A 25,751-nucleotide genomic window follows, 5' to 3' on the forward strand; every position below is an offset into this window, starting at 1 on the left:
CGGAGTTCAAAGCGGAAAGAGCCGTGCGGAGCGCCGGCGCCTGGGTTCCGGGTTCGGCTGCGCCGCCCCGGAATGACGGCAGGGTGGGGCTCACGACGTCGCCTTCTCATGTTCGACTTGAGCGAGTGCGCAGGCTTTGCAGAGGTCGCGGATGCGGCCAATGTAGCTCTGGCGTTCGGCGACGGCGATGGCGCCGCGGGCGTCCATCAGGTTGAACAGGTGCGAAGCCTTCAGCACCTGGTCATAGGCGGGCAGGACCAGCGGCTGGCCCTGCGGACCCTTCAGCGTCAGGAAGTGGGCGGCCTCGCGCTCCATGTCCTCGAAGCGGCGCTTCAGCGCGGCGACGTCATAGCCGTGGAAGTTGGCTTCCGACTGCTGGCGCTCGTTCTCGAGGAAGACTTCGCCGTAGGTCAGGCCTTCCTTGTTGAACTTCAGGTCATAGACGTTGTCGACGCCCTGAACATACATGGCCAGACGCTCCAGCCCGTAGGTCAGCTCGCCCGAGACCACGTCGACCTCGATGCCGCCGACGCCCTGGAAATAGGTGAACTGCGTCACCTCCATGCCGTCGCACCAGACCTCCCAGCCCAGGCCCCAGGCCCCGACGGTGGGGTTTTCCCAGTCGTCCTCGACAAAGCGGATGTCGTGCAGCTTGGGGTCGATGCCGATGGCGGCCAGCGAGCCAAGATACAGCTCCTGCAGGTTGTCCGGGTTCGGCTTCAGGATGACCTGATACTGGTAGTAATGCTGCAGCCGGTTGGGGTTCTCGCCATAGCGGCCGTCGCCGGGGCGGCGCGACGGCTGGACATAGGCGGCCTTCCACGGCTTGGGACCGAGCGCCCGCAGCACCGTGGCCGGGTGCAGGGTGCCGGCGCCGACCTCGATGTCATAGGGCTGCAGAATGGCGCAGCCCTGGTCGCCCCAGTATTTGTGCAGGGTCAGGATCAGGTCCTGGAAGGATAGGGGTTCGGTCGTCACGACGGCTCGTTTTCGCAGCGCAAAATTTGAGGTCGGACCCTAGAGGGCGGCGAAGCTGAGTTCAACCGGAGGCGGGATTTCCCAACAGGCAGGACCGCACCCACCAGCCGGGGCGTTGCAGGGCATCTGCAGCCAATTTGGCGGCGGCCGCATCGTCGAACAGGCCGAAGACCGTCGCGCCCGATCCCGACATCCGAGTCAGGCGACAGCCGGACGCGGCGCGCATGGCCGCCAGAGCTTCGCCGATCCCCGGCGTGACGCGCAGGGCGGGCGCCTCCAGATCATTGCGCTGGTGCGACAGCCAGTCGATCACGGCGGCGGGCGACCAGTCAGCGGGCGCCTCGGGGCAATCGGCGGCGCCGACCGGCGCATCGTCATAGGCCCGATATACCGCCCCCGTCGGCGACGGCAGGCCGGGGTTGAGCAGGACGGCGTACAGCGGCGGCAGGCGCGGCTCGTCGCTCAGATCGTCCCCCCTGCCCGTCGCCCAGGCCGGACGGGCGCGCAGGCACATCGGCCCGTCCGCCCCGACCACGCCCGCGACACCTTCCAGCGCCGCCTCGTCCAGATCGAGGTCCAGCAGTCGCGCCGCCAGCCGGATGGCCGTGCCCGCGTCCGCCGAACCGCCGCCCAGCCCCGCCGCGATGGGAAGCTGCTTGTCCAGGCTCACCGCCACCGGCGGCGCGCCGATCCCGGCGGCCTCGCCCAGCGCCCGCAGCCCGCGCAGGATCAGGTTGTCGCCCTCGCCCGCCAGCGCCCCGCCGAACGGGCCGGTCACGCTCAGCGACAGGGCGTCGGCCCGCGTGACCGTCACCGCATCGCCCAGGTCGGCGAAGGCGACCAGACTGGCCAGCGGATGATAGCCGTCGACCTGCACAGGCCCGACGTGAAGGAACAGGTTGATCTTGGCCGGCGCCAGCCCAGTCAGGGTCACGACGTCAGCTCTCGGCGCCCGCGCCCGCCCCCAGGCCCGCGCCCTTGTCGCCGGTCGGTTCCTGACCCAGTTTGTCGCGCAGCTTGGCCTCGACCTCGGCCTTGCGCTCGGCCTCGACTTCCAGGCTCAGCACGCGGTTCCACTGGAAGCCCGCCTCGCGCCGGCGGCCCACCGCCCAGTAGGCATCGCCCAGGTGATCGTTGATCTCGGCGTTGGCCGGCTCCTTGGCCACCGCCTTCTCCAGCGTATCGACGGCCGCCTCGAACTGGCCCTGGCGATACTGGGCCCAGCCCAGCGAGTCCTGGATATTGCCGTCGTTCGGATCGGCGGCGAAGGCGCGGGCGATCATCTCGGCCCCTTCCTCCACCCGGGTTCCGCCGTCGACCCAGAGGTAGCCGAGATAGTTCAACACCGTCGGACTGTTGGGCTGCTGCTGCAAGGCGGCCCACAGCTCCGCCTCGGCCTCGGGCTTGCGGTCCAGCGCCTCATAGACGGCGCCGCGCAGGAAACGCACCTCGAACCCTTGCACGGCCGCGTTCAACAAAGGCCCGTTCAGCAGGGTCAGCGCCTCTTCGAACCGTTCCATCTGCACCAGTTGGCCGGCCAGCATATAGGCGATGGTCGCCTCGTTCGGGCGGGCGGCGGCGGCGCGGCGCAGTTCGGCCAGAGCGGCCTCGGACTGATCCTCTTTCTCCAGGCTGACGGCGCTCTGCACCCGGGCGGCGGCGAAGACCTCGAGGTCGCGGTCGCCGATCTGGGACAGAGCGGCGCGGGAGGCCGGCTCCAGCCCGGCCTGCTGCAGGGTTTGACCGATCATCAGCCGGGTCTGGTCGTCAGGCTCCAGATTCAGGGCCAGGCGCAGATAGACCACGCCGAACTCGAGCGCACGCTGGGCGATCGCCTGATCCGCCGCCGTCTTCAACGCCAGGGCCGCGCCCTGACGCCAGGTCGGCGCGGCGGGCGGCCGCCCCTTGGCCAGGACGCGTTCGCGCGCCTGACGGGTGGCACGGTCGCTGGCGCCGGCCGCGATGGCGGCGTCATACTGGGCCAGGGCCAGATCACGCTTGCCGCGCCGTTCCAGGAACTCGCCATAGGGCAGCCGGAACAGGGCCGAGGCCAGGGCGTGGCTGGTCAGGTCGCGCCATTCGGCGTCGGCCTCGTCATGACGACGACGAAGCTCCAGCAGACGGGCGCGATTGCCGCGCGCCACCAGGACGCTGATCGGATCCAGGGTCGTCGGCGGCGCGGCCAGGGCCCGGTCCCAGTCGCCAGCCGCCGCCGCGATCCAGACCTGGACATAGAGGCCGGCGCGGTCATGCGGCGAGTCGATGGGCGCGGCCTTGAACAAGGCGTTGGCGCGGCGGGCGTCGCCGCCCACGAAGGTCTGAACGGCCGAAACCAGACGCCCGGCCTGGACGATGACGGGCGAGACGCCCTCGCCTTCCGGCGCGATCCGGCCCGCGACGTCGAGGTCGCCGGCCAGAAGGGCGGCGGTGAAGGCCTGTTCGCGCACGCGCGGCTGTTCCGGCGTCAGGTTCTCGACCCGCGCCAGATAGGCGGCGCCCGCCTCGCTCTCGCCGCTGATCAGGGCGTTGCGGCCCGCCAGATAGAGCCCGTAGGCGCTGTGCTGCGCCGCATCGGTCGGAATCGGCGCCCAGACCGCAGGGATCGGCGCGACCTCGGGTTCGGCCACCGCTTCATCGACCGGAGCGTCGGCGTCCGGCTCCTGCGTCGGTTCCATCTCGGCGTCAGGCTCAGCCTGGGCCGGCGCGTCCTGCACCGGCCGCGTCTGCGGCGCGTCCTGGGCGAGCGACGGCGCGGCCAGGCCCAGCGCGATCAGCGAGGCGGCGGCGAACAGGGCGGAGCGGCGGAAGGCGAAGCGCATGGGCGGACCCTTCACGCTTTCCCTTCCGCCCGCAAGAGGCGGAAACGCCTCGACTTACATGTTCGGATAGTTGGGGCCGCCGCCGCCTTCCGGCGTGGTCCAGACAATGTTCTGCGACGGGTCCTTGATGTCGCAGGTTTTACAGTGGACGCAGTTCTGGGCGTTGATCTGGAAGCGCGGGTTCTGGCCCTGCTCGTCGGTCAGCACCTCATAGACGCCCGCCGGGCAGTAGAGCCGGGCCGGCTCGCCGTACTTGGGCAGGTTGACGTTGATCGGCACGGTCGGGTCCAGCAGCTTCAGGTGGGCCGGCTGGTCCTCGGCGTGGTTGGTGTTCGAGATGAAGACGCTGGACAGCTTGTCGAACGACAGCTTGCCGTCCGGCTTGGGATAGGTGATCGGCTTGTGCTTCGACGCCGGTTCGGTCGAGGCCGCGTCCGTCTTGGTGTGCTTCATCGTGCCGAAGAAGGAGAAGCCGCCGGTCAGGTGGTTGACCCACATGTCGAACATGGAAACCGCGCCGCCCATCATGGTGCCCAGCTTGGACAGGATGGGCTTGGCGTTGCGGACGACCTTCAGCTCCTTGTAGACCCACGACGCCTTGTAGGCCTCTTCATAGGCCTCCAGCACATCGCCCTCGCGGCCCGCGATCACGGCCTCATAGGCGGCGTCGGCGGCCATCATGCCGGTCTTCATGGCGTTGTGGCTGCCCTTGATGCGCGGCACGTTCACGAAGCCCGCCGAACAACCGATCAGGGCGCCGCCGGGGAAGGCCAGCTTCGGCACCGACTGGAAGCCGCCCTCGGTGATGGCGCGGGCGCCGTAGGAGACGCGCGTGCCGCCCTCCAGATGCTCGGCGATGGCCGGGTGGCGCTTGAACTGCTGGAACTCGTCGAACGGCGACAGATACGGGTTCTTGTAGTTCAGGTGCACCACGAAGCCGACCGACACGTAGCGGTCGCCGAAGTGATACAGGAACGAACCGCCGCCCGTCTTGTCGTCCAGCGGCCAGCCGGTCGTGTGCTGGACCAGGCCGGGCTGATGCTTGTCCGCCGGGATCTGCCACAGTTCCTTCAGGCCGATGCCGAACTTCTGCGGGTCCGAGTTCGCCGTCAGGTCGTGACGGGCCATGATGGTCTTGGCCAGCGAGCCGCGTACGCCCTCGGCGATGAAGACATATTTGCCGTGCAGTTCCAGACCGGGCTGGAAGTCGCCGGTCGGCTTGCCTTCGCGGTCGATGCCGAAGACGCCGGCGACGACGCCCTTCACCCGACCGGACGGTTCATCCCAGACAACGTGGCTGGCGGCCATGCCGGGATAGACCTCGACGCCCAGGGCCTCGGCCTGTTCGGCCAGCCAGCGCGCCACATTGCCCAGGGAGGCGATGTAGCAGCCGTGGTTGTGCATGAAGGGCGGCATGGCGAACATCGGCAGCGAAGCCTGGCCCTGCGGACCCAGCACCAGGAACTTGTCCGTCTTGACCGGGGTCTCCAGCGGCGCGCCGCGCTCCTTCCAGTCGGGGAACAGCTCGTTCAGCGCCTTGGGATCGATCACCGCGCCCGACAGGATATGACCGCCGATCTCGGCCGACTTCTCCAGCACGGCGACGGAGATCTCTTTCCCGTCCTTCTCGGCGCGCTGCTTCAGGCGGATGGCGGCGGACAGGCCGGCCGGGCCGCCGCCGACGATGACGACGTCATATTCCATGACCTCGCGCTCGACGCCTTCCAGCGCTTCCGCCGGCGGGAGCTTGTCGATGACGGCTTCCTGCCAGGCGTTGATCGCACCGCCTTCGATCGCTTGCTCAGCCATCTTCCCCTGAATCCTCGTTATCGTCGTGGTTATCCGCCTTATCATGAGGTGACGCAGCGGCGGTCAAGGCTTATCCCTGTCATCGAATGACGCCTCAGCCCCTTGATGCCGCCGCAACCGAAGCCCTGCTCGCCTTCTGGCGCGATGCGGGGGTGGACGCCTGCTACCTGGAAGCCCCGGTCGATCGCACGGTCTTCGTCGCCCCGCCGGCCCCGCAGGTGATGCAGAAGGCCTCGGCCAGCGTCACCGCCCTGCATGGAGGAATGTCCGGCGCAGACGCGGTCGGCGAGGCGCGCCGTGTCGCCGCAGCCGCCACGACGATGGACGAACTGGCCGAGGCGGTCGCCGCCTTCGAGGGCTGTCCCCTGCGGGTCATGGGAGCCAGGCAGGCCGTGTTCGCGCGCGGCAATCCCAAGGGCTCGATCCTGCTGATCGGCGAGGCGCCGGGCGAGACCGAGGATCTGCGCGGCGAACCCTTCGTCGGTCAGGCGGGCCAGTTGATGGACCGGATGCTGGCGGCTGCGGGCCTGGCCGATCAGGCCTTCATGACCAATACCGTCTTCTGGAAGCCGCCCGGCAACCGCTCGCCGACGCCGCAGGAACAGGCCGCCTGCGCCCCCTTCGTGGAGCGCGCCTTCGCCCTGATGCAGCCCAGGGCCGTGCTGCTGGTCGGGGCGGCCGCGGCGAAATCGGTGCTGAACACCGAGGAAGGCCTGATGAAGATTCGCGGCCAGTGGCGCGAATGGCGACTGGCCGAGGGCGGATTTTCGGCCCCCGTTCTCGCCACCCTGCACCCCGCCTTCCTGCTGCGTCAGCCGCAGGCGAAACGGGTCGCCTGGGCCGACATGCTGTCGCTGGCGGCGCGTCTAGATACGGCTCAGGTTGAGCCGAACGGCTGAGTCAGGCATGATCGCCGGCTGACGACCAGTCCACAGAGCGCTGACAATCCCGACCTGAGACGGGAGCCGCGCCGATGAAGGGGGCCGCCGCGTATGCGTCATTTCCGTCGCGCGACCCTCGCGCCCCTGTTCGCCGCTGCGCTCTGCGTCACGGTTGCGCCTGCTGCTCTGGCGGCCGAAAGCGGGGCTGCTGACGAGGGGGGCGTCGCCTATGTCGCGAACGATTCGGATCGCACGCCCACGGCCCTGAGCAGCGAAGACCGCCTCAGCTACACCACCGCTTTCGACGCCCTGCGGCGCGGCGATCTGGAGCTGGCCCGCAATTCCGCGCGTCAGGCGCGCGACCGCGTCCTGCTGGGCCAGGTCGAGTTCGAGCGCCTGTTCCACCCCGCCCACGTCGCGACCTATGACGAACTGGCGGCCTGGCTGGAGACCTATTCCGACCTGCCGATGGCGCCGCGCGTCTATACCCTGGCCATGCGCCGCATCCCCGACGGCGCAGTCGAGCCGAAACGTCCCGGCAATCTGATCGAACGCACCTGGGCCAGCGTGACCGGCGCCAGCGCCAACGACGGCGGCGTCACCGATCCGGCCAAGGCGGCGCGCGTGGCGCTGAACAACGACGATCTGGCCGGCGCCTATCGCACCGGCGCGGAGATGGGCGACTGGTGGAGCGCGGGGCTGGCGGCTTGGCGCCTGCATGAATACTCCGACGCCTTCCGCGCCTTCGAGCGCGTAGCCGACGACCCGACCGAGGACCCCTGGGTTCGCGCCGGCGCCGCCTTCTGGACCGCCCGCGCCGCCGCCCAGTCGGGCCGTCAGGACAAGGTGGCCGAGCACCTGCGCAAGGCCGCGCGCTGGCCCGCGACCTTCTACGGCCAGGTCGCCCTGCGCCAACTGGGCGAAGAACCCGTCATCGAGAACATGGGCCCGCGCGCCTATGGGGCGACGCTGCAACGCGCCAGCTTCACGCCCGAGCCGACCGGCGTGGACGCCCGCGAACTGAACGCCTTCATCCGTTCCGACGAGACGGCGCGCCGCACGGTCGCCCTCTATGAAGTCGGTCGCCGTAACGAGGCGGAAGAAGCCGCCCGCAACGGAATGCGCAGCGCTGACGGCGACGCCGCGCGCCGCCTGTGGGCCGGCCTCTATCGCACCGTGGCCCCCAACCGCGCGGCCCAGTCCGACGCCGCCCGCATCGACGCGAGCCGCTATCCCATGCCGGTGCTGGAGCCCGAGGGCGGCTTCACCATCGAAAAGGCGCTGGTCTACGCCATCGCGCGCAAGGAAACCGACTTCAACCCCACCGCCCGCTCCGGGGCCGGCGCCTATGGCATGATGCAGGTCATGCCCGCCACCGCCGCCTACATGACCGGGGATCAGGACTATGTCCGCAGCCCCGAGCGGCTGTATGTCCCCGCGACGAACCTGAAGCTGGGTCAGGACTATGTGAACCGCCTGTTCCAGATCGAGTCCTTCCAGGGCGATCTGCTGAAGGCCGTGGCCTCCTACAACGCCGGGCCGGGACCGATGCTGGCGGCGGTGCGCAAGCTGGGGCCGGACGCCGATCCCCTGCTGCTGATCGAGACCATCGACGTGCCGCAAGCGCGCGAATACGTGGAAAAGGTCGTGGCCGCCTACTGGATCTATCAGCGGATGCTGGGCGCGCCGTTGAACACGCTGGACGCCGTGGCGGCGGGCGCCAAGGCCGTGCCGATCCGTCTGGACTATGTGGCGCCGCCGCCCGTGCTTCAGCCCGCGCCGATGCAGGTGGCCGAGGCCGCGACCGGCGGCGGCTCGCGCTAGATCCTGCTCAGACCACGCTGGACAGCAGCATGGCCCAGACGAAGGCGAAGGCCAGGGCGGCGAGGAAATAGCCGCGCGCCGTCTTGGCCCAGTCGGTATTCTTGCTGATCGTGCGCATCGCCTGCCCCCACGGCCTTACGCCGTGAGAACAGACTGCGGCGTCACTCGTTAATCGCCGGTTTTCGGCTTGGGTTAAGCGGCGTTAGCCAGGGCCTGATCGCCCCAGGCGATGAAGTCGGGCTGGGCCAGCAGGGCGTCGACGTAGGCGCGCGCCACGCCGTCCGTGTCGCCGTGGGCGGCCAGGTCGATCTGGAAATGACGCACCCGCGCCGCGACAGGCGTGAAGAAGGCGTCGGCGATCGACCATTCGCCATAGAGGTAGTCCCCGCCGGCGCCGAAGCGGGCGCGCGCCTCGCGGAAGATCTGCACCAGACGGCGGATGTCGGCGGCCGTGTCCTCTCCCTTCGGCGGAGGGCTGCGGTCGGGGCCGACCATGGCGTGGTCGGGCGCCATGGCGCATTCGGTGCGCAGGGCCATGAAGCCCGAATGCATCTCGCACGTCACCGACCGGGCCTGCCAGCGCGCATGGGCGTCGGCGGGCCACAGCCGGGCCTCGGGATAGCGTTCGGCGCACCAGACCGAGATCGACAGACTGTCCCAGATGGTCTCGCCATCGACCTTCAGCACCGGCACCCGTCCCGCGGGCGAATGCCGCGCGATCTGTTCGGCGGTGTCGGGCTGGTTCAGCCGCACCACCGTCTCGGTGAAGTCCGCGCCGCAGCGCTTCAGCACCAGCCAGGGCCGCAACGACCAGGTGGAATAGAGCTTGTCGCCGATCACCAGTTCCATGGCCGTCTCTCCTGCAAGGCTGTCGCCTATCAATGGCTTGAGGAGAGCTTCAGCACAACCAGGCCCGAGACGATCAGCACCACCCCGCCGATGCGCATCGGCGTCAGGGCCTCGCCCAGCACCATGACGCCGACGATGAAGGCGCCGACCGCGCCGATCCCGGTCCAGATGGCGTAGGCCGTGCCCAGCGGCAGGGTCTTCATCGCCATCGACAGCAGGCCGAAGCTGACGATCATGAAGGCGATGGTGCCGATGGTGGGCCAGGGCTTGGTGAAGCCGTCGGACGCCTTCATCAGGAAGGCCCAGACGACCTCAAGGACGCCAGCGAGAAGAAGGAAAATCCAGGCCATGACGGTGCTCCCTTGCATGGCGAGCCGGGTCGTCCCGGCGGTCATGCCCAATGAAGGGAGAGGTCGTCCTCTGAGGCTCCTATCTGGGACAAGGGAGGCGGAAGTCAAGCACGCGCGCTCAAACGCGCGTCATCCCGGAAGCGGCGAAGCCGCTATCCGGGACCGCCACAAACACCAGGCTCAAATCAGACGCCCCAAACCGCCGCGTTTGGGGCGGTGCCGGCTCTGCGCCTGCGGCTCCGGCCGGGATGACGGAAGTTTGGAGCGGCAAACCTTGACTCAAGGCCCCTCTCGAACGACACGACCGGTCCATGATCACGCGCTATACCCGCCCCGAAGCCGTCGCCATCTGGTCGCAAGAGACCAAGTACAAGATCTGGTTCGAGATCGAGGCCCACGCGGCCACCAAGATGGCCGAACTGGGGGTGATCCCGCAGGACGCCGCCGACGCCATCTGGGCCAAGGGCAAGGACGTCACCTTCGACGCCGACCGCATCGACGAGATCGAACGCACCACCAAGCACGACGTCATCGCCTTCCTGACCCATGTGTCGGAAATCGTCGGCGAGGAAGCCCGCTTCCTGCACCAGGGCATGACCTCTTCGGACGTGCTGGACACCTGCTTCGCGGTGCAGCTGGCGCGCTCGACCGACCTGCTGCTGGGCGGCGTCGATCGCGTCCTGGCCGCGCTGGAAGTCCGCGCCAAGGAACACAAATACACCCCGACCGTCGGCCGTTCGCACGGCATCCACGCCGAGCCCGTCACCTTCGGCCTGAAGCTGGCCGGCTATCACGCCGAGTTCCAGCGCGCCAAACGCCGCCTGATCGCGGCGCGCGAGGAAATCGCCACCTGCGCCATCTCGGGCGCCGTCGGCACCTTCGCCAACGTCGATCCGGCGGTTGAGCAATACGTCGCCGACCAGATGGGTCTGGCCGTCGAGCCGGTCTCGACCCAGGTCATCCCGCGCGACCGTCATGCCGCCTACTTCGCCGCCCTGGGCGTCGTCGCCTCGTCGATCGAGCGTCTGGCCGTCGAAATCCGCCACCTGCAGCGCACCGAGGTGCTGGAAGCCGAAGAATTCTTCGACAAGGGTCAGAAGGGCTCGTCGGCCATGCCGCACAAGCGCAACCCGATCCTGACCGAGAACCTGACCGGCCTGGCCCGTCTGGTCCGCTCGGCCGTGGTTCCGGCGATGGAAAACGTCGCCCTGTGGCACGAGCGCGACATCAGCCACTCCTCGGTCGAGCGCGGCATCGGCCCCGACGCCACCGTCCACCTCGACTTCGCCCTGCACCGCCTGGCAGGCGTGATGGAGCGGCTGAACGTCTATCCCGAGAACATGCAGAAGAACATCGACCGCCTGGGCGGTCTGGTGCACTCGCAACGGGTCATGCTGGCCCTGACGCAGGCCGGCGTATCGCGTGAAGACGCCTATGCGGCGGTTCAGGAGAACGCCATGAAGGTCTGGCGCGGCGAAGGCGCCTTCCTCGACTTCCTCAAGGCCGACGCCCGCGTCACCCTGCCCCACGACCAACTCGAAGCCCTGTTCGACCTCGGCTACCACACCAAGAACGTGGACGTGGTGTTCAAGCGAGTCTTCGGCGAGGGCTGAAGCCCTTGCCTGCGCGTGCGGTCGGCTTCGAGCCTGTCGTTGACGACCGCACCCGCGTCCTGATCCTGGGCAGCCTGCCCGGCGACGCCTCGCTGAAGGCGGCCCAGTATTACGCCCATCCGCGCAACGGCTTCTGGCCGCTGATCGGCGGCCTGCTGGGCGAGGCTCTGCCCGCCCTGCCCTACGAGGAGCGCCTTGATCGCCTGAAGGCGCGCGGCGTCGGCCTGTGGGACGTGATCGCCTCGGCCGAACGCTCCGGCAGCCTGGACGCCGCCATCCGTTCGCCAGAAGCTGCCGACCTGCGCGGTCTGGCGGGGGGTCTGCCGAACCTCGCCGCCGTGGCCTTCAACGGCGGGCTGGCGGCGAAGCTGGGGCGTCGAATTCTGGCCGATCTGGAAGGCGTCGCCCTGATCGACCTGCCGTCCTCCAGCCCCGCGCACGCAATATCCCTGTCGGCAAAAGCGGAAAGCTGGGCCATGCTGAGCGGCTTCATTCTCGAATAGGTCGGCCGCTCGATGATTCTGACCCTTTCCTGCCCTGACCGCCACGGCATCGTGGCGGCCGTCTCCGCCTTCCTGCTGGAGCGGGACGCCAATATCTCGGACGCCCAGCAGTTCGGCGACGCCCTGAGCGGCTACTTCTTCATGCGCGTGGTGTTCGAACCGTTGGAGGGGGACGCCGAGGACGCCATTCGCGCGGCCTTCATTCCCGTGGCCCAGCGGTTCGACATGGACTGGACCCTGCGCGGACCGGAACCCCGCAAGGTGATGATCCTGACCTCGCGGTTCGATCACTGCCTGGCCGACCTGCTCTATCGCTGGCGCATCGACGAACTGCCGATGCAGGTGACGGCCGTCGTGTCCAACCATCCGCGCGACATGATCGGCCACGTCGACCTGGGCGACCTGCCCTTCCACCACCTGCCCATGAGCGGCGACAAGGCGGCGCAAGAGGCCCAGCTTCTGGCCCTGATCGAGGAGACCGGAACGGAGCTGGTGGTGCTGGCGCGCTACATGCAGATCCTGTCCGACGACCTGACGACGCAGCTAGCGGGGCGCTGCATCAACATCCACCATTCCTTCCTGCCGGGCTTCAAGGGCGCCAAACCCTATCATCAGGCCCATGCGCGGGGGGTGAAGGTGATCGGCGCCACCGCCCACTACGTCACCGCCGACCTGGACGAAGGCCCCATCATCGAACAGGACGTGGAGCGCATCAGCCACCGCGACGCCCCCGCCGACCTGATCCGCAAGGGCCGCGACATCGAGCGTCGGGTTCTGGCGCGGGCCGTGTCGCACCACCTGAACGACCGCATCCTGATGCATGGCGGCAAGACGGTCGTCTTCGCGGATTGATGCGGCGATCATGGATCGCGCCGGATAATTTGAAGTAGATCGCATCCTTTTGCGGTCCTCGACCGTAGTTCCCCCCGACGCCGCGCCCCCAACCGAGCGGACGTCGATGGAGAGACGCCATGAAGATCACCCGAACCGCCGCCCTCGCCACCGTATCGGCCGCCGCCCTGCTGGCCCTGGCCGCCTGCGGCGACAACGCGCCCACGGTCGAAAAGGCCCCGGCCGACACCATGCCAGCCGAGTCGGCCGCGATGGCTCCCGTGACGACCGCCCCCATGGTCGGCGGCGTGGCCATGAGCCCGATGGACAACATCGTCGCCAACGCCTCCAAGGCGCCGAACCTGACCACCCTGGTCGCCGCGATCCAGGCCGCGGGTCTGGCGACGACGCTGCAAGGCGCCGGCCCCTTCACCGTCTTCGCGCCCGACAACGCCGCCTTCGAGAAGATCCCCGCCGCGACGCGCGACGGTTGGATGCAGCCGGCCCAGAAGCCGGCCCTGACCAGGATCCTGACCTATCACGTCGTGCCCGGCCGCCTGACCGCCGCCGACATCGCCGCCGAGGCCCAGAAGGGCGGCGGCACTGCCAGCCTGACCACGGTCCAGGGCGAGAAGCTGACGATCAAGGACGCCGGCGGCGGCAAGTGGCAGATCACCGACGCCAAGGGCGGGACCTCGACCATCACCCAGGCCGATGTCGGCCAGTCGAACGGGATGGTCCACGTCATCGACGCGGTGCTGATGCCCAAATGATCGCGTGAACCAATGGCGCGATCGCGCGTTCTGACATTGCATCGGACGCCCATCGCGTCAGGCGCAGCTTTCAGGCGAGGCTTCCCCCAAGCCGCCTGGAACCAAGAAGGGCCGCGCTCCTGAGCGCGGCCCTTTTCATGTGCATCGTCGGCGTGAGGGCGGCTGGCGCCCGCCTCAGATCCCGCGCGCGATGTTGAATCGGCGAGACGCGACCGCGCCGCCGCCGATCAGCAGAAGGCCGGCCAGCCCCCACATCGTCCACTCACCGACCGTCGGCACGGCGGTGGGGGCGGCGTTGACGACCAGGGTCGTTGTCGCACTTGACGACGGGCACATCCCGCTAGTGTCCGCCCGAATGCTGTAGCTTCCAGCAGGCCGGGTGGTCGTGCAACTTGCCGTCGATGTGCTGGGATTCAATACCGTCAAGCTTGACGAGCAGATGGTCGTATTCGCCACCGTGTCCTTGAAATCGACAGCCCCCGTGCAGCCAACGCTCATTGAGTTGACAGTGGCCCCCAGCGTAACAGTTTGCCCGACGCTCGCCGGATTCGGCGACACCGTGAGCGTCGTCGAATACGAAAAGCCAGCCTGACTGGCGGTAGCGAAAAGAAGAACAGCGCCCGCGGCCAAGCCTGCGGCGGCGTGTCTGATAATCATGAAATTCCCCTTCGATTTACCGCAGAGGTAGCCGATCTCGGCCTAGGCGACCAGCGTTATTCAATTCGGGAGCCAGCACCCTCAGGGCCGCAGCGGATCGGCCAGAAGCGCGGGCAGGCTCGCCCCTCCGACATCACCCTCGACGCCCAGAGCCATGCCGGCCCGCTCCGCCGCCGGACGACGGCGATAGGTACCGAACAGCCGGTCCCAGACGGACAGGACCATGCCGAAATTGCTGTTGCCCTCGTCCATCCGCACCGAGTGATGCACCCGGTGCATCCCGGGGGTCACGACCACCAGCCTCAGCGCCCGGTCGATCGGCTCGGGCAGGCGGACATCGGCATGGGTCACGAACTGCCACAGGGTGGTGATCAGCCCATAGGCCAGGACCACCAGCAGGGGCACGCCGAGGACCGAAAAGATCATCAATTGAATGGCGGCGCCGACCAGGCTTTCAATCGGATGGTGGCGCACCCCGGTCGAGGCGTCCACGACAACGTCGGAATGATGCGCCCGGTGCAGCCGCCACAGCCAGGGCGCGCCGTGGAACAGGGCATGGGTCAGATAGGCCAGCAGGTCGATCAGCAGGAAGGACACGACGACCAGCAGCCAGGCAGGCAGACCCAGGCCGGTCAACGGCGGGAAATGCAGCACGCCTCGCACCCAGGCCGCCCCCTGAAGCATCAGCGGCGAGGCCAGGACGACGACGCCGAAGCCGATCAGGAACAGGGCGGCGTTGGCGAACCAGCGCCGCGCGCGGGGGCGTCGGTCGGCGCTCAGCGGAAACAGGGTCTCGACGCCCGCCAGGGCGACAAACGCCAGGGCGGTGAGCAGAAGCTGCCAGTGCGAGGATTGAACGAGAAGCTCGGCCACGGACGCTTCCCGCTCGGATGATTATTCGCCGGCGCGGATCTGTTCGCGGGCGATGGAGCCCAGTTCGTCCATCTTGGAGCGCAGTTCGCCCTCGGACACGGTCAGGCCCGAACCCTTGAAGTCGCCGGCGATCTTGCGGAAGACGTCTTCCTCGCCCGGCTGCTCGAAGTCGGCGCGGACCACGGCGGCGGCGTATTGCTCGGCGCTGTCTGCCGACAGGCCCATCTTCTCGGCCGCCCACAGGCCCAGCATCTTGTTGCGACGCGCGATGGCCTTAAACTCTTGTTCCTGATCGAGGGCGAACTTGGTCTCGTAGCCCTTTTCCCGATCGTCGAAGGTCGTCATGCGGTCGTCACTCCAGTGGCGGACGAAAGCGCGGTCCGCATGGCCCGTCTATAGCCCCCTTCCGTCCGAACGCAACCGGACTTGCGGTCGCGGTCCTGACGCTGCGTCATGGGACGATATTTGTGTCACAGACGCCCTTCGGTTAAAGGGCGTCCGGTCTTATATAGCCGCTGTCGATTCAAGGATCGCGCCGCCCCCTCCGCATTGGGCCGGGGCCGCGCGCTTTTCGTTTTGAGGCCGTCCGTTTCCTTCCCTCCCGGGACCCGATGATGAACACCAAGCGCAAGAAGCTCTACGAGGGCAAGGCCAAGATCCTGTACGAGGGTCCTGAGCCGGGCACGCTGATCCAGTATTTCAAGGATGACGCGACCGCCTTCAACGCCCAGAAGAAGGCCGTGCTGGAAGGCAAGGGCGTGATCAACAACCGCATCAGCGAGTTCATCATGTCGCGCCTGAACGGCATCGGCGTGACCAACCACTTCATCAAGCGCCTGAACCTGCGCGAGCAGCTGATCCGCGAAGTCGAGATCATTCCGCTGGAAGTCGTCTGCCGCAACGTCGTCGCCGGCAGCCTGGCCACCCGCCTGGGCCAGGAAGAGGGCACCGCCCTGCCCCGTTCGATCATCGAATTCTACTACAAGAAGGATGAGCTGAACGACCCGATGGTGACGGAAGAGCACATCACGGCGTTCAACTGGGCCACGACCCAGGAGTTGGACGACATCCTGGCCATGACCGTCCGCGTCAACGACTACCTGTGCGGCATGTTCGGCGCCGTCGGCATCACCCTGGTGGACTTCAAGATCGAGTTCGGCCGGGTGTGGGAAAACGACTTCGCCCGCGTCATCCTGGCCGACGAGATCAGCCCCGATAGCTGCCGTCTGTGGGATTCGGCCACCGGCGAGAAGCTGGACAAGGACCGCTTCCGTCGCGACATGGGCGACGTGATCGAAAGCTACACCGAGGTGGCCCGCCGCCTCGGCATCATGAAGGACATGCCGACCGTGATCCAAGGAGGACTGCACTAATGGCCAAGGTGAAAGTTCACGTCTTCCTGAAGCCCGGCGTTCTGGACGTTCAGGGCAAGGCCGTCGAAGGCGCCCTGCAGGGTCTGGGCTGGGCCGGCGTCGCCAACGCCCGCGTCGGCAAGATGATCGAGTTCGACCTCGACGACAGCGTGTCCGACAAGGAAGCCGAGGTGAAGCGCATGTGCGACACCCTGCTGGCCAATACGGTCATCGAAAGCTACCGGATCGAAGTCGCCTGACATGATCCTGCGGCCCGAGACGGAAACGGATCGGGCCGCAATCCGGACTCTGACGGCGGCGGCCTTTGACGGCCATCCGCACAGCGACGGCTCCGAGCCGCGCATTATCGACGCCCTGCGCGACGCCGCCGCCCTGACCCTGTCGCTGGTGGCCGAGAGCGAGGGCCAGGTGGTCGGCCACGCGGCCTTTTCTCCTGTCGAATGGCCCGGCCAGGGCGACTGGTTCGGTCTCGGCCCGGTTTCCGTCGCGCCGGATCGCCAGAGCCAGGGCATAGGCCGCCGACTGATCGAAGCGGGCCTTGCCGACCTGCGCGGACGCGGCGCGCGCGGCTGCGTCGTCATGGGCGAACCCGCCTACTACAACCGCTTCGGCTTCGTTCAGGACCCGCGCCTGACCTATCCCGGCCCGCCGCCCGAATACTTCATGGCCCTGGCCTTCGGTCCCATCGAGGGATCCGGCGACGTGCGCTACCACCCGGCCTTCGGTTGAGCCGTCACCCGCACAGATAGTCCCGGCTCAGCGGCGCCGCCGTCTGGCGCTTCGTCAGCTGCAGCTGGAAGACCATATGGCCCAGCTCGCGGAAGGCGACCTCGCTGGCGGCGAGATAGAACTCCCACATCCGGCAGAACCGCTCGTCATACAGGGTCAGGGCCTCGTCACGGCGAGAGAGAAACCGTTCCCGCCAGTTCCTCAGCGTCTCGGCATAGTGCAGCCGCACCACCTCCATGTCCGTGACCCACAGGCCCGACCGTTCGATGGCGGGCAGGACCTCGGACAGGGCCGGGATATAGCCGCCGGGGAAGATGTATTTGCGGATAAACGGCTGGGTGCGGCTGGGCGGGGTCTTGCGGCCGATGGAATGGATGACCGCCACTCCGTCGTCGTCCAGCAACCGGGCGATGGCGTCGAAATACTCCTGATAATTGGGCGCGCCGACATGCTCGAACATCCCGACCGAGATGATCCGGTCGAAGGTCTGGTTCAGGTCGCGATAGTCCTGAAGCCGGAACTCGGCTCGCTCCGACAGGCCGGCTTCCGCGGCCCGCTCATTGGCGGTGCGGTGCTGTTCGGTCGACAGGGTGACGCCGATGACGCGCGCGCCGCGCTCGGCCATCGATAGACCCAGCCCGCCCCAGCCGCAGCCGATGTCCAGCGCGCTCTGGCCCGGCGACAGCACCAGCTTGTCGATCAGCCGCCGCTTCTTGGCCACCTGGGCCTGATCCAGGCTTGCGTCCGGCGTCTCGAAGAAGGCGCAGGAGTATTGCAGGTCCTCGTCCAGAAACAGCCGATAGAAGTCGACCGTCAGGTCATAGTGGTGGTGGACGTTGCTGCGCGCATGCAGCCGATCATTGGCCTGTTCGGCGCCGCGCCGGATGCGTTGCAGCAGGTCCAGCTTCCTCCCGCGCGGACGGATCGCCAGTTGCGAGGTCGTCAGCTGCAGGAAGGCGTAGATGTCGCCGTCCTCGACCCGGAAACTCCCGTCCATGAAGGCTTCGCCCAGCGCTAGGTCGGGGTTGGCGGCGATGGCCAGGGCCGTCTTCGTGTCCGCGATCGCCACCGTCAGCTCCGGCGCGCCCGGCCCCGCCGTCAGCTCGCGCCCGTCCGGCAGGCGCACTCGCACCGCGCGCGTCAGGAAGGTCCGGTCGAGAAGGGATTGCAGCATCCGGCTCTCCGCGCTTTGAACGTCGACCAAGCTTGGCTAGGAACAGCCTGTCGCTGCGCAACGGTGTCGAAGCCCGACCGTTCCGTCCGCGAACCAGATCAAGGGAGCGCCGTCGATGACCTTCACCCTCACCTCCGCCGATTTTCGCGACGGCGACCTCCTGCCCGACGCCCAGGTGATGGCGCGGGGCAATATCGCGCCGCAGCTGTCCTGGTCGGGCGCGCCCGAGGGGACCCGGAGCTTCGCCATCACCTGTTTCGACCCGGACGCGCCGACGGGCTCGGGCTTCTGGCACTGGACCGTGGCCAATATCCCCGCTGACGTGACCGCACTGGCCGCCGGCGCCGACCTGCCCCGTGGCGCGGTCGAGGGCCGCACCGACTTTGGCGAGCCGGGCTACGGCGGCGCCGCCCCGCCGCCGGGACACGGGCCCCACCGCTACATCTTCACCGTCTTCGCCGTGGACGTGGAGCGGCTGAACGTGACGCCTGACAACTCCGGCGCCGTCTTCGGCTTCAACCTGCATTTCCATACTCTGGCCAAGGCCTCGATCACGGCGACCTACGAGAACCGCGGCGGGTGACGACGGCGACGCGTAATCACGATCAAAGGCTGGCGGCGGTCCCCGACCTGTTCCGCCGCCTGATGGCCCGACCGCTGGAACCCCTGACCCAGGCGCGCCTGCCCGCGTCTGGGGCGGTCTATGTCTTCTATCAGGAAGACGAACCGATCCATGTCGGCAGCCCGCCGCATCTGGAAGAGCGGATGCTGGCGCCGTCGCTGCGCCTGTCGCTGGCCGCCAGGGTGCAGAAGCCGGTCGGCGGCGGTGCTTCTCGGATCAGCGTCAGCGAGCCTTCTCCCCGCCCCGGCCGCCGCAAGCCGATCAAGGCGCGGTGGCTGCCTCTGCCCGACGATCAGGATCGCTTGCTGCTGGAGCTATACGCCGCGCAGACCCTGGGCCTGTCGGTGTCGCACCCCAAGGTTCGCGCCGAACTGGTCAGCGCCTGACCCTGGCCGCACACAAAGTGTGATGGGCTGATCGCCCCGCCAAGGTTGAAGCAAAAGGCTCAGCCCCTATTTTGCGACGCAGCGTAAGTTTGCTGCATCGCGATAGTTCATATCCCCCACCGACGCCTCGGCGTCGGCCTGTCGCTGGGCGGATTCGCGGTCTGGATCGTCGCCTGGATGACGGGGCGAAAGACGATGCACGGCCACGCCTGACATCCCCATCAAATGATGCTAGGAGGCCCGCCCATGAGCGCAGCCGTCATTGTCTTCCCGGGTTCCAACTGTGATCGCGACTGCAAGGTCGCCATCGAACGTTCCACTGGCGAACAGGTCCAAATGATCTGGCACGCCGAGACCGAACTGCCCACGGGACTGGACCTGATCGTCCTGCCGGGCGGCTTCTCCTACGGCGACTATCTGCGCTGCGGCGCGATGGCGGCCCAGGCCCCGATCATGCAGGCCGTCAAGAAGGCCGCCGACGACGGCGTGGCCGTCCTGGGCATCTGCAACGGCTTCCAGGTCCTGTGCGAGGCCGGCATGCTGCCGGGCGCCCTACTGCGCAACGCCGGTCTGAAATACGTCTGCAAGCCCATCAGCCTGACGGTCGCCAACGGCCAGACCCGCTTCACCTCGGGCTATCAGGGCCAGCGCGAAGTCGTCATGACCCAGGGCAACGGCGACGGAAACTTCTTCGCCGACGCTGAAACCCTGGCCCGCATCGAGGGCGAGGGCCAGGTGGTCTTCCGCTACGTCGACAACCCCAACGGCTCGGTCGCCGACATCGCCGGCATCCAGAACGCGCGCGGCAACGTGCTGGGCATGATGCCCCACCCCGACCGCGCCTTCGAAGCCGAACTGGGCTCCGCCGACGGCGCCACCCTGTTCCAAAGCATCTACGCCGCCGCCTGATTGGCTGACGGCCTGGTCTAGGCTAGCTTCACCGACGCATTCGTCGGGGGTTCGTCATGCTGTCTCGTCTCTTGTCAGCCGCCGCGGCGGTTCTGATCACGTCGCCAGGCTTCGCCGCCCAGGCGCAGGATGCGGCGCCCGCAGGCCAGGACTGGGTTCTGGCCCATGTGCCGGAGCGCAAGGCGGTCGTCGCCCTGGCCGAGTTCGACAACGGCGTCACCCTGTCCAGCCGCTGCATGGACGGCGTGTTCGAAGTCACCATCCACGGCCTGCCCGAAGTGAGAGGCGAATCACGCACCCTGCGGATCGGGGTCGGAGGCGACGCCCCCTACGCCAGCGCCTGGACCGTGGGTTCCGACCGTGGCGCCGCCTTCAGCCGCGTGCCCGCCAGACTGGCCCGCGAACTGGCCAAGGGCGGCAAGCTGGAGATCGGCGTCGCCGGCCAGAGGGGCCAGCCCGGCACCCGCTATGTGATGGAGTTGGTGCCCTCGAGTTCGGCGATCGAACAGACCCTGACCGCCTGCGGCCGCGCCCTGGTCGATCCGCGCGATCTGGATGCGGGCGACGAGGCGGAAAGCGGCCTGCCCGCCGGCATCGATTGGGATCGGACGCCGCAACCGACCTTCCCCGAATCGGTCAAGGGCCGCAGCCCGACCAAGGGCTTCGTGACCCTGACCTGCGTGACGCGGGCGACAGGACGGCTCGAGGACTGCGTTGTCGAGAGCGAGCACCCCGGCGGCTATAATCTGGGCCGCTCCGTGCGCGATTCCCTTGCTCGGGCGCGGGTGCGTTCGACCGACCGCGACACGCCCCTGATCGACCGTCGGATGATCGTGTTCACCGTCAACTTCCTCATGGCCCCCGGCTAAACGCCCAGTTTCGGCGCCCCGGCCCCGCCAGCGGCGTCGATCGTGGCGAACAGGGCGCGGATCAGGTCCTGTTCCTCGGTCGTGATCTCGGGCTTCCACACGTCGAAGATCAGGATGGTGCGGTCGCGGCCGCTGTCGTTCCACGCCTCGTGCTCGATGGTGTCGTCGAAGGCCCAGGCCTGACCCTCCCGCCATTCACGCACCTCGCCGCCGACGCGGAAATGCGAGCCGGGCGGCGCGATCAGCGGCAGGTGGCAGATCAGGCGCGGATTGATCAGGCCGTGATGCGGCGGGATCTTGGCCCCGGCCTGAAGCTTGGAGAACAGGATGGACGGCGAGCGGCCGGGAATCCGGCACAGAGGGGCCTCGGCCAGGGCCCGCATGGTCTCAGGACAGCGGGCGGCGATCTCGGGAACCTCGGCCCCGTCCTTCCACAGAAAGACCGCGCTCCAGGCGGCGTTGTCCAGCATCCCGGCCTGATCGTGCTTCGGCCGGTTGGCGCGATCCTCGACATAGGGGGCGAACAGGGCCGGCTCGGCCAGGATCGCATCCAGTTCGCCCCGGATCGCGGGCGCCGCCGCCTCGACCCCGGCCAGCCAGGCGACCGTCTCGCGCGGCTGGAACTCGATCTGCGGCAGGCCCGGGAGCAGATAGAACTTGGGCTGCTGATGATAGAGCCGTCGCCGGCCCGTCATCAGGTCCAGCGAAGCGGCGAAGCGCGCGCTGGACGAGGCCGGTTCGAATCCCCGCGCTTCAAGCCCGTCGCGCAGCCCCTGTTCGAACCGCCGCGCGCCCTCGGCCTGGGCGCGGGCCGCGCGCTCCAGTTCGGCGCGCAGGTCGGGCGACGGCGCGGCGACGGCGCGGCCCTGGGCCAGGGCCGCGCCGTAGAAGGTCATGGCCGCACGATAATCCCCCTGTCCCGCCAGGGCGTCCCCCTTCAGCACCAGGGCGCGCGGCTCACGAGGGGTCAAAAGCAGCAGGGCGTCAGCCTCGACGGCAAGCGCCGCGAAATTCGACTGCTCCCGCGCAGCGCGCGCCCGCGCCAAAAGAGCCTGGGGATCTGACAGTCGAACATCGCTCATCGAGCGATGGAACGATGCCTCGCGAACCGGGTCAAGCGCCCATGGGTCAGGCGTCGGACTCCTTGTCCAACTGCTCGTCCTCCGGCCGCGCCTTGTCCTTGCGGTCCAGGACATTGGCGCTGCGCCCCGCGTCGCCGACCTCGACCTCTTCCTCGACCGGCTCGCCTTCTTCGTCGAGCGGGCGCTCCAGCGTGCCTTTCGCGCCGGATTCGCCGATGGCGGCCAGTTCGCGGGCGCCGACCCCGAGCCCCTGTTCCAGGGCCCGGTTGGTTTCCACCTCCTCGGTGTCGAGGGCCGGGTCTTCCGGCAGGTTGTCGGGGTCGGCCATGACGGTCTCCTGTGAGCGATCCTTCCTGACCTAAGCGGGGCGCGGCCCCGGCGGTTCCGATGAACCATTCCGGTCGCTGGCGCGTAGTGAAGGTGAAGCTTCACCGGAATCGTCGCCATGTCCGCCATCGAACGCCCCACGCCCGCCCAGCAGACCCGCCGTCTGGCCGTCCTGGCCGCCGCCGTCTTCGCCGTCGTGGTTCCGATTGTGCAGCACCTGCTCGGCTTCGGCCTGTCCCAGGCCGCGTTCGCAGCGGACGGCGACCAGACGCTGCAGGTGGCGGGCTACGCCTTCTCCATATGGGGCCTGATCTATCTGGGGCTGCTGGCCTATGCCGCACGACAGGCCCTGCCGCAGACGGGCGAGAGCGTGCTGATCAACCGCATGGGCTGGCCCTCTGCGGTGGCCATGTTCGGCATCGGCGTGTGGATCATCGCCGCCGCCCTGAACCTGAAGGCGGCCAGCGTCGTCATCATCTTCGCCTCGCTGCTGGCCCTGCTGGTTCCGCTGCTGGCCAACGCCAAGACCATCCGCACGACCGGGATCATGGAGCGCGACCGCTGGTTCCTGATCTGGCCGCTGGCGGCGCTGGCCGGGTGGCTGACCGTCGCCGCGCCGCTGAACCTGATCACCACGGCGACGGCGTTCGACGCCCTGCCCGGCTTCCTGTCGCCAACGGCGTGGGCCATCGCCGCCATCGTGGTCGTGGTTCTGGTCGGGATCGAGGTCACCCTCTATCTGCGCACCCTGGCCTATTCCCTGCCCATCGCCTGGGGTCTGGTCGGCGCTTTTGTAGCGGAACAGGCGCGAAATCCGGTGCTTGGCTTCATCGCCCTGGGCGCCGCCTTCCTGCTGGTCGTGGCCGCCGTCATCCTCGTCTTCGGCCTGAAACGCGGGATCGAGCGCCCGCGCTGAACGGACGGGCTGACAGGAGGCTCAGACCCGGCTAGAAGCCCCGCCCATGAGCGCTCCGCAAAAGACCACCGCAGAATTGGCCGCTGAATACGGTCTGGCTCCGAACGAGTATCAGGTCCTGCTGGACCGGTTGGGACGAGAGCCCAACCACGTCGAGCTGGGCGTCTTCTCGGTGATGTGGTCCGAGCACTGCTCCTACAAATCCTCCAAGAAGCAGCTGATGAAGTTCCCGGTCACGGGACCGCGCGTCATCTGCGGCCCGGGCGAGAACGCCGGGGTCATCGACATCGACGACGGCGACGCCTGCATCTTCAAGATGGAGAGCCATAACCACCCCTCCTACATCGAGCCCTATCAGGGCGCGGCGACGGGCGTGGGCGGCATCATGCGCGACGTCTTCACCATGGGCGCCCGCCCGGTGGCCCTGCTGAACGCCCTGCGCTTCGGCGATCCCAGCCACGAGAAGTCCAGGCATCTGGTCAAGGGCGTGGTTTCGGGCATCGGCGGCTATGGCAACTGCGTCGGCGTGCCGACGGTCGCCGGCGAGACCAATTTCCACAAGGGCTACAACGGCAACATCCTGGTCAACGCCATGTGCGTGGGCATCGCACGGGCCGATGAGATCTACTACTCGGCCGCGCCGCAAGCGGGCCATGACGTGGTTTACTTCGGCTCCAAGACGGGCCGCGACGGCATCCACGGCGCCACCATGTCCTCGACCGAGTTCGACGACGAGTCGGAAGCGAAGCGCCCCACCGTCCAGGTCGGCGATCCCTTCGCCGAGAAGCTGCTGATCGAGGCCACGCTGGAGTTGATGGCCTCGGGCGCCGTCGCCGCCATTCAGGACATGGGCGCCGCGGGTCTGACCTCTTCGTCGGTCGAAATGGCCGGCAAGGGCGGCGTCGGCGTCGAGTTGGATCTCAACAAGGTGCCCCAGCGCGAAGAAGGCATGACCGCCTATGAGATGATGCTGTCGGAAAGCCAGGAGCGGATGCTGGCGGTCCTGAAGCCGGGCTTCGAGGAAGTCGGCTATCGCATCTTCACGAAGTGGGGCCTGGACTTCGCCATCATCGGCAAGACGACGAACACCGGCCATCTGGTGCTGAAGCATCACGGCGAGGTGGTCTGCGACGTGCCGCTGGCCCCGCTGTTCGACGACGCCCCCCTGTACGACCGCCCCTGGGTCCAGCCCGAACTGCAGCCGCGCCTCGCCCCGGCCGAAGTTCCGGCCCCGGAAAGCTGGAACGACGCGGTGATCAAGGTCATCGCCTGCCCCGACATGGCGTCCAAGCGCTGGATCTGGGAACAGTACGACCGTCACGTCATGGCCGACACCCTGCAGGACTCGTCCACCGGCGCCGACGCCGGCGTGGTCCGCGTTCACGGCACGGACAAGGGCCTGGCCGTCACCAGCGACTGCACCCCGCGCTATGTCCAGGCCGACCCCTATGAAGGCGGCAAGCAGGCCGTGGCCGAGGCCTGGCGCAACCTGACCGCCGTGGGCTCGCGTCCCATCGCCATCACCGACAACCTCAACTTCGGCAACCCGCAGCGCCCCGAGATCATGGGCCAGATCGTGCGCGCCACCGACGGCATGGCCGAGGCCTGCCGTGAGCTGGACTTCCCCGTCGTGTCGGGCAACGTCAGCCTCTATAACGAGACCAACGGCGTCGCCATTCCGCCGACCCCGACGGTCGGCGCGGTCGGCCTGTTGACCAATTATGACGTCGTCACCAGCTTCAGCGGCGTGGCCGAAGGCGATGTCCTGGTGCTGATCGGCGAGACGCACGGCGAACTGGGTTCGTCCATCTATCTGCGCGAGGTTCTGGGCCGCGAAGAAGGCGCCCCGCCGCCGGTCGACCTGAAGCTGGAACGCAAGACCGGCGACTTCGTGCGCGGTCTGATCGAGACGGGCGACCTGACCGTGGTCCACGACCTCAGCGACGGCGGTCTGGTCGGCGCCGCCGCCGATCTGGCCCTGGCCTCGGACGTCGGCATCGAACTGAACGCCTCCAGCGAGGCTCACGCCCACGCCTTCCTGTTCGGCGAGGACCAGGCCCGCTATCTGGTCGCCGTGGCCGACGCCGCCCCCCTGCTGGCGCAAGCCAAGGAAGCCGGTCTGCACGCCTCGATCGTCGGCACGGCCAAGGGCGCGGACTTCGCCTCCTCGGGGCCGAAGGGCGAGCTGTACCGCATCCCCGTCGCCCACCTGCGCGAGATCCACGAAAGCTGGATGCCGAACTGGATCGAAGGCTGATGCGAACCCTCGCCTTCGTTGTTGGCAGCGCGGCCCTGCTCGCCGCCTGCGACATCGAGGGCGGCGACCCGGTCCAGCACGCCCTGCGCGACGCCGCCGCCGCGCGGCAAGCGGCGGCGCTGAAGACCACCGAAGAAGAACAAGCAGCCGCCAGGCCGTCTGCTGCTGCTGCGGACGACGAACTCGCCCGCCTGATCGCCGCCCGCCGTCAAGCGGTCAAGGACACCCGCGCCCTGCTCGCCGCCACCACCGACCCGGCCCTCAAGAGCCAACTGACCGGCGACCTGAAGGCCGAGGAAGGTCGCCTGCGGGCGCTGGAGGCCCGACAGGCCGCTCAGTAGGACCAA

Annotated in this window: 28 protein-coding genes; 16 read left to right on the forward strand and 12 right to left on the reverse strand. The window is 68.1% G+C overall.

Features of this window, described 5'->3' with window-relative positions; translation table 11 throughout:
- Nucleotides 1–90 precede the first annotated feature (90 nt).
- The 4 genes from AC3IS2_RS10535 to AC3IS2_RS10550 all read right to left on the reverse strand — a co-directional run bounded on the left by AC3IS2_RS10535 (nucleotide 91) and on the right by AC3IS2_RS10550 (nucleotide 5,501).
- Nucleotides 91–978, reverse strand: coding sequence for a glycine--tRNA ligase subunit alpha (locus AC3IS2_RS10535; protein WP_404619234.1), 888 nt, complete (start codon nucleotides 976–978; stop codon nucleotides 91–93).
- A gap of 61 nt (nucleotides 979–1,039) precedes the next feature.
- The gene (locus AC3IS2_RS10540) at nucleotides 1,040–1,912 is read right to left on the reverse strand and encodes a 4-(cytidine 5'-diphospho)-2-C-methyl-D-erythritol kinase (RefSeq protein ID WP_489197697.1); all 873 of its coding nucleotides are present in this window, start codon (nucleotides 1,910–1,912) and stop codon (nucleotides 1,040–1,042) included.
- Nucleotides 1,913–1,916: 4 nt separating this feature from the next.
- Nucleotides 1,917–3,812, reverse strand: coding sequence for a tetratricopeptide repeat protein (locus AC3IS2_RS10545; protein WP_489197698.1), 1,896 nt, complete (start codon nucleotides 3,810–3,812; stop codon nucleotides 1,917–1,919).
- A 39-nt stretch (nucleotides 3,813–3,851) separates the two neighbouring features.
- On the reverse strand, nucleotides 3,852–5,501 hold the full coding sequence (locus AC3IS2_RS10550; protein WP_489200144.1) for an electron transfer flavoprotein-ubiquinone oxidoreductase: 1,650 nt from the start codon (nucleotides 5,499–5,501) through the stop codon (nucleotides 3,852–3,854).
- A 191-nt stretch (nucleotides 5,502–5,692) separates the two neighbouring features.
- Between AC3IS2_RS10550 and AC3IS2_RS10555 the strand changes: the two genes are divergently transcribed.
- Nucleotides 5,693–6,505, forward strand: coding sequence for a uracil-DNA glycosylase (locus tag AC3IS2_RS10555; RefSeq protein ID WP_489197699.1), 813 nt, complete (start codon nucleotides 5,693–5,695; stop codon nucleotides 6,503–6,505).
- A 93-nt stretch (nucleotides 6,506–6,598) separates the two neighbouring features.
- Entirely contained in the window at nucleotides 6,599–8,311 is a 1,713-nt protein-coding gene (locus tag AC3IS2_RS10560) for a lytic transglycosylase domain-containing protein (protein ID WP_489197700.1), read from the forward strand.
- A gap of 192 nt (nucleotides 8,312–8,503) precedes the next feature.
- Here the strand turns inward: AC3IS2_RS10560 and AC3IS2_RS10565 are convergent, their stop codons facing one another.
- Together AC3IS2_RS10565 and AC3IS2_RS10570 are read right to left on the reverse strand one after the other, a co-directional pair.
- Nucleotides 8,504–9,160, reverse strand: a complete 657-nt coding sequence (locus AC3IS2_RS10565; protein ID WP_489197702.1) for a glutathione S-transferase family protein — start codon at nucleotides 9,158–9,160, stop codon at nucleotides 8,504–8,506.
- 29 nt (nucleotides 9,161–9,189) lie between these two features.
- Nucleotides 9,190–9,510: a DMT family transporter gene (locus AC3IS2_RS10570; RefSeq protein WP_489197703.1), complete on the reverse strand. Its 321-nt coding sequence runs from the start codon at nucleotides 9,508–9,510 to the stop codon at nucleotides 9,190–9,192.
- Between the two features lie 311 nt (nucleotides 9,511–9,821).
- On the opposite strand from AC3IS2_RS10570, the gene purB reads away from it, so the two are divergent.
- The 4 genes from purB (at nucleotide 9,822) to AC3IS2_RS10590 (ending at nucleotide 13,230) form a co-directional block, all read left to right on the forward strand.
- Nucleotides 9,822–11,123 (forward strand): adenylosuccinate lyase, encoded by a 1,302-nt coding sequence (gene purB / locus AC3IS2_RS10575; RefSeq protein ID WP_489197705.1) that lies wholly within the window; start codon nucleotides 9,822–9,824, stop codon nucleotides 11,121–11,123.
- 5 nt (nucleotides 11,124–11,128) lie between these two features.
- Complete coding sequence (locus tag AC3IS2_RS10580; RefSeq protein ID WP_489197706.1) at nucleotides 11,129–11,626, forward strand: DNA-deoxyinosine glycosylase; 498 nt, start codon at nucleotides 11,129–11,131, stop codon at nucleotides 11,624–11,626.
- 12 nt (nucleotides 11,627–11,638) lie between these two features.
- Complete coding sequence (gene purU / locus AC3IS2_RS10585; protein ID WP_489197708.1) at nucleotides 11,639–12,478, forward strand: formyltetrahydrofolate deformylase; 840 nt, start codon at nucleotides 11,639–11,641, stop codon at nucleotides 12,476–12,478.
- Between the two features lie 119 nt (nucleotides 12,479–12,597).
- The gene (locus tag AC3IS2_RS10590; protein ID WP_489197709.1) at nucleotides 12,598–13,230 is read left to right on the forward strand and encodes a fasciclin domain-containing protein; all 633 of its coding nucleotides are present in this window, start codon (nucleotides 12,598–12,600) and stop codon (nucleotides 13,228–13,230) included.
- A 174-nt stretch (nucleotides 13,231–13,404) separates the two neighbouring features.
- On the opposite strand, the gene AC3IS2_RS10595 is transcribed toward AC3IS2_RS10590, so the two are convergent.
- The 3 genes from AC3IS2_RS10595 to AC3IS2_RS10605 all read right to left on the reverse strand — a co-directional run bounded on the left by AC3IS2_RS10595 (nucleotide 13,405) and on the right by AC3IS2_RS10605 (nucleotide 15,105).
- Nucleotides 13,405–13,887, reverse strand: coding sequence for a hypothetical protein (locus AC3IS2_RS10595; protein ID WP_489197710.1), 483 nt, complete (start codon nucleotides 13,885–13,887; stop codon nucleotides 13,405–13,407).
- A gap of 81 nt (nucleotides 13,888–13,968) precedes the next feature.
- Complete coding sequence (locus tag AC3IS2_RS10600; RefSeq protein WP_489197712.1) at nucleotides 13,969–14,760, reverse strand: sterol desaturase family protein; 792 nt, start codon at nucleotides 14,758–14,760, stop codon at nucleotides 13,969–13,971.
- Nucleotides 14,761–14,781: 21 nt separating this feature from the next.
- Nucleotides 14,782–15,105: a DUF1476 domain-containing protein gene (locus AC3IS2_RS10605; RefSeq protein WP_489197714.1), complete on the reverse strand. Its 324-nt coding sequence runs from the start codon at nucleotides 15,103–15,105 to the stop codon at nucleotides 14,782–14,784.
- Between the two features lie 269 nt (nucleotides 15,106–15,374).
- Here AC3IS2_RS10605 and purC point away from each other — a divergent pair, with 269 nt between their 5' ends.
- Genes purC through AC3IS2_RS10620 form a run of 3 tightly spaced genes read left to right on the forward strand, consistent with a single transcriptional unit; the run spans nucleotide 15,375 to nucleotide 16,862 of the window.
- The gene (purC, locus tag AC3IS2_RS10610; protein ID WP_489197715.1) at nucleotides 15,375–16,133 is read left to right on the forward strand and encodes a phosphoribosylaminoimidazolesuccinocarboxamide synthase; all 759 of its coding nucleotides are present in this window, start codon (nucleotides 15,375–15,377) and stop codon (nucleotides 16,131–16,133) included.
- A complete protein-coding gene (purS, locus tag AC3IS2_RS10615) occupies nucleotides 16,133–16,372 on the forward strand; it encodes a phosphoribosylformylglycinamidine synthase subunit PurS (RefSeq protein ID WP_105563084.1) in 240 nt (79 codons plus the stop codon). The genes purC and purS overlap by 1 nt, the downstream gene beginning before the upstream one ends.
- Before the next feature lies 1 nt (nucleotide 16,373).
- Nucleotides 16,374–16,862: a GNAT family N-acetyltransferase gene (locus AC3IS2_RS10620; protein WP_489197717.1), complete on the forward strand. Its 489-nt coding sequence runs from the start codon at nucleotides 16,374–16,376 to the stop codon at nucleotides 16,860–16,862.
- A gap of 4 nt (nucleotides 16,863–16,866) precedes the next feature.
- Here the strand turns inward: AC3IS2_RS10620 and AC3IS2_RS10625 are convergent, their stop codons facing one another.
- Nucleotides 16,867–18,036, reverse strand: coding sequence for a class I SAM-dependent methyltransferase (locus AC3IS2_RS10625; protein ID WP_489197718.1), 1,170 nt, complete (start codon nucleotides 18,034–18,036; stop codon nucleotides 16,867–16,869).
- A 115-nt stretch (nucleotides 18,037–18,151) separates the two neighbouring features.
- On the opposite strand from AC3IS2_RS10625, the gene AC3IS2_RS10630 reads away from it, so the two are divergent.
- The 4 genes from AC3IS2_RS10630 (at nucleotide 18,152) to AC3IS2_RS10645 (ending at nucleotide 20,822) form a co-directional block, all read left to right on the forward strand.
- A complete protein-coding gene (locus AC3IS2_RS10630; protein ID WP_489197720.1) occupies nucleotides 18,152–18,619 on the forward strand; it encodes a YbhB/YbcL family Raf kinase inhibitor-like protein in 468 nt (155 codons plus the stop codon).
- Nucleotides 18,616–19,044 (forward strand): hypothetical protein, encoded by a 429-nt coding sequence (locus AC3IS2_RS10635; protein ID WP_489197721.1) that lies wholly within the window; start codon nucleotides 18,616–18,618, stop codon nucleotides 19,042–19,044. Before AC3IS2_RS10630 ends, AC3IS2_RS10635 begins: the two co-directional genes overlap by 4 nt.
- 246 nt (nucleotides 19,045–19,290) lie before the next feature.
- Entirely contained in the window at nucleotides 19,291–19,953 is a 663-nt protein-coding gene (purQ, locus tag AC3IS2_RS10640; RefSeq protein WP_489197722.1) for a phosphoribosylformylglycinamidine synthase subunit PurQ, read from the forward strand.
- Nucleotides 19,954–20,009: 56 nt separating this feature from the next.
- Nucleotides 20,010–20,822 carry a hypothetical protein gene (locus tag AC3IS2_RS10645; protein ID WP_489197723.1) on the forward strand — a complete coding sequence of 271 codons (813 nt, stop codon included), beginning with the start codon at nucleotides 20,010–20,012 and terminating at the stop codon, nucleotides 20,820–20,822.
- Here the strand turns inward: AC3IS2_RS10645 and AC3IS2_RS10650 are convergent.
- Both AC3IS2_RS10650 and AC3IS2_RS10655 read right to left on the reverse strand, forming a co-directional pair.
- Nucleotides 20,819–21,904, reverse strand: coding sequence for an aspartyl/asparaginyl beta-hydroxylase domain-containing protein (locus AC3IS2_RS10650; RefSeq protein WP_489197724.1), 1,086 nt, complete (start codon nucleotides 21,902–21,904; stop codon nucleotides 20,819–20,821). The genes AC3IS2_RS10645 and AC3IS2_RS10650 overlap by 4 nt on opposite strands.
- Nucleotides 21,905–21,950: 46 nt before the next feature.
- Nucleotides 21,951–22,232, reverse strand: coding sequence for a hypothetical protein (locus tag AC3IS2_RS10655; RefSeq protein ID WP_489197725.1), 282 nt, complete (start codon nucleotides 22,230–22,232; stop codon nucleotides 21,951–21,953).
- A gap of 117 nt (nucleotides 22,233–22,349) precedes the next feature.
- Between AC3IS2_RS10655 and AC3IS2_RS10660 the strand changes: the two genes are divergently transcribed.
- The 3 genes from AC3IS2_RS10660 to AC3IS2_RS10670 are packed head-to-tail and all read left to right on the forward strand — an operon-like array spanning nucleotide 22,350 to nucleotide 25,745.
- Nucleotides 22,350–23,147, forward strand: coding sequence for a hypothetical protein (locus AC3IS2_RS10660; RefSeq protein WP_489197727.1), 798 nt, complete (start codon nucleotides 22,350–22,352; stop codon nucleotides 23,145–23,147).
- A gap of 46 nt (nucleotides 23,148–23,193) precedes the next feature.
- Nucleotides 23,194–25,404, forward strand: coding sequence for a phosphoribosylformylglycinamidine synthase subunit PurL (gene purL, locus AC3IS2_RS10665; RefSeq protein WP_489197729.1), 2,211 nt, complete (start codon nucleotides 23,194–23,196; stop codon nucleotides 25,402–25,404).
- On the forward strand, nucleotides 25,404–25,745 hold the full coding sequence (locus AC3IS2_RS10670) for an indole-3-glycerol-phosphate synthase (RefSeq protein WP_489197731.1): 342 nt from the start codon (nucleotides 25,404–25,406) through the stop codon (nucleotides 25,743–25,745). The genes purL and AC3IS2_RS10670 overlap by 1 nt, the downstream gene beginning before the upstream one ends.
- Nucleotides 25,746–25,751 lie beyond the last annotated feature (6 nt).

This window comes from Brevundimonas sp. KH_025, from assembly GCF_057839885.1.

Bases quoted from the DNA above. Each gene is read 5' to 3' on its own strand.
- AC3IS2_RS10550 (WP_489200144.1), bottom strand. From the start codon at position 5,501: ATGGAATATGACGTCGTCATCGTCGGCGGCGGCCCGGCCGGCCTGTCC.
- AC3IS2_RS10555 (WP_489197699.1), top strand. From the start codon at position 5,693: ATGACGCCTCAGCCCCTTGATGCCGCCGCAACCGAAGCCCTGCTCGCC.
- AC3IS2_RS10560 (WP_489197700.1), top strand. From the start codon at position 6,599: ATGCGTCATTTCCGTCGCGCGACCCTCGCGCCCCTGTTCGCCGCTGCG.
- AC3IS2_RS10565 (WP_489197702.1), bottom strand. From the start codon at position 9,160: ATGGAACTGGTGATCGGCGACAAGCTCTATTCCACCTGGTCGTTGCGG.
- AC3IS2_RS10570 (WP_489197703.1), bottom strand. From the start codon at position 9,510: ATGGCCTGGATTTTCCTTCTTCTCGCTGGCGTCCTTGAGGTCGTCTGG.
- purB (WP_489197705.1), top strand. From the start codon at position 9,822: ATGATCACGCGCTATACCCGCCCCGAAGCCGTCGCCATCTGGTCGCAA.
- purU (WP_489197708.1), top strand. From the start codon at position 11,639: ATGATTCTGACCCTTTCCTGCCCTGACCGCCACGGCATCGTGGCGGCC.
- AC3IS2_RS10590 (WP_489197709.1), top strand. From the start codon at position 12,598: ATGAAGATCACCCGAACCGCCGCCCTCGCCACCGTATCGGCCGCCGCC.
- AC3IS2_RS10595 (WP_489197710.1), bottom strand. From the start codon at position 13,887: ATGATTATCAGACACGCCGCCGCAGGCTTGGCCGCGGGCGCTGTTCTT.
- AC3IS2_RS10605 (WP_489197714.1), bottom strand. From the start codon at position 15,105: ATGACGACCTTCGACGATCGGGAAAAGGGCTACGAGACCAAGTTCGCC.
- purC (WP_489197715.1), top strand. From the start codon at position 15,375: ATGAACACCAAGCGCAAGAAGCTCTACGAGGGCAAGGCCAAGATCCTG.
- purS (WP_105563084.1), top strand. From the start codon at position 16,133: ATGGCCAAGGTGAAAGTTCACGTCTTCCTGAAGCCCGGCGTTCTGGAC.
- AC3IS2_RS10620 (WP_489197717.1), top strand. From the start codon at position 16,374: ATGATCCTGCGGCCCGAGACGGAAACGGATCGGGCCGCAATCCGGACT.
- AC3IS2_RS10625 (WP_489197718.1), bottom strand. From the start codon at position 18,036: ATGCTGCAATCCCTTCTCGACCGGACCTTCCTGACGCGCGCGGTGCGA.
- AC3IS2_RS10630 (WP_489197720.1), top strand. From the start codon at position 18,152: ATGACCTTCACCCTCACCTCCGCCGATTTTCGCGACGGCGACCTCCTG.
- purQ (WP_489197722.1), top strand. From the start codon at position 19,291: ATGAGCGCAGCCGTCATTGTCTTCCCGGGTTCCAACTGTGATCGCGAC.
- AC3IS2_RS10645 (WP_489197723.1), top strand. From the start codon at position 20,010: ATGCTGTCTCGTCTCTTGTCAGCCGCCGCGGCGGTTCTGATCACGTCG.
- AC3IS2_RS10650 (WP_489197724.1), bottom strand. From the start codon at position 21,904: ATGAGCGATGTTCGACTGTCAGATCCCCAGGCTCTTTTGGCGCGGGCG.
- AC3IS2_RS10655 (WP_489197725.1), bottom strand. From the start codon at position 22,232: ATGGCCGACCCCGACAACCTGCCGGAAGACCCGGCCCTCGACACCGAG.
- AC3IS2_RS10660 (WP_489197727.1), top strand. From the start codon at position 22,350: ATGTCCGCCATCGAACGCCCCACGCCCGCCCAGCAGACCCGCCGTCTG.
- purL (WP_489197729.1), top strand. From the start codon at position 23,194: ATGAGCGCTCCGCAAAAGACCACCGCAGAATTGGCCGCTGAATACGGT.
- AC3IS2_RS10670 (WP_489197731.1), top strand. From the start codon at position 25,404: ATGCGAACCCTCGCCTTCGTTGTTGGCAGCGCGGCCCTGCTCGCCGCC.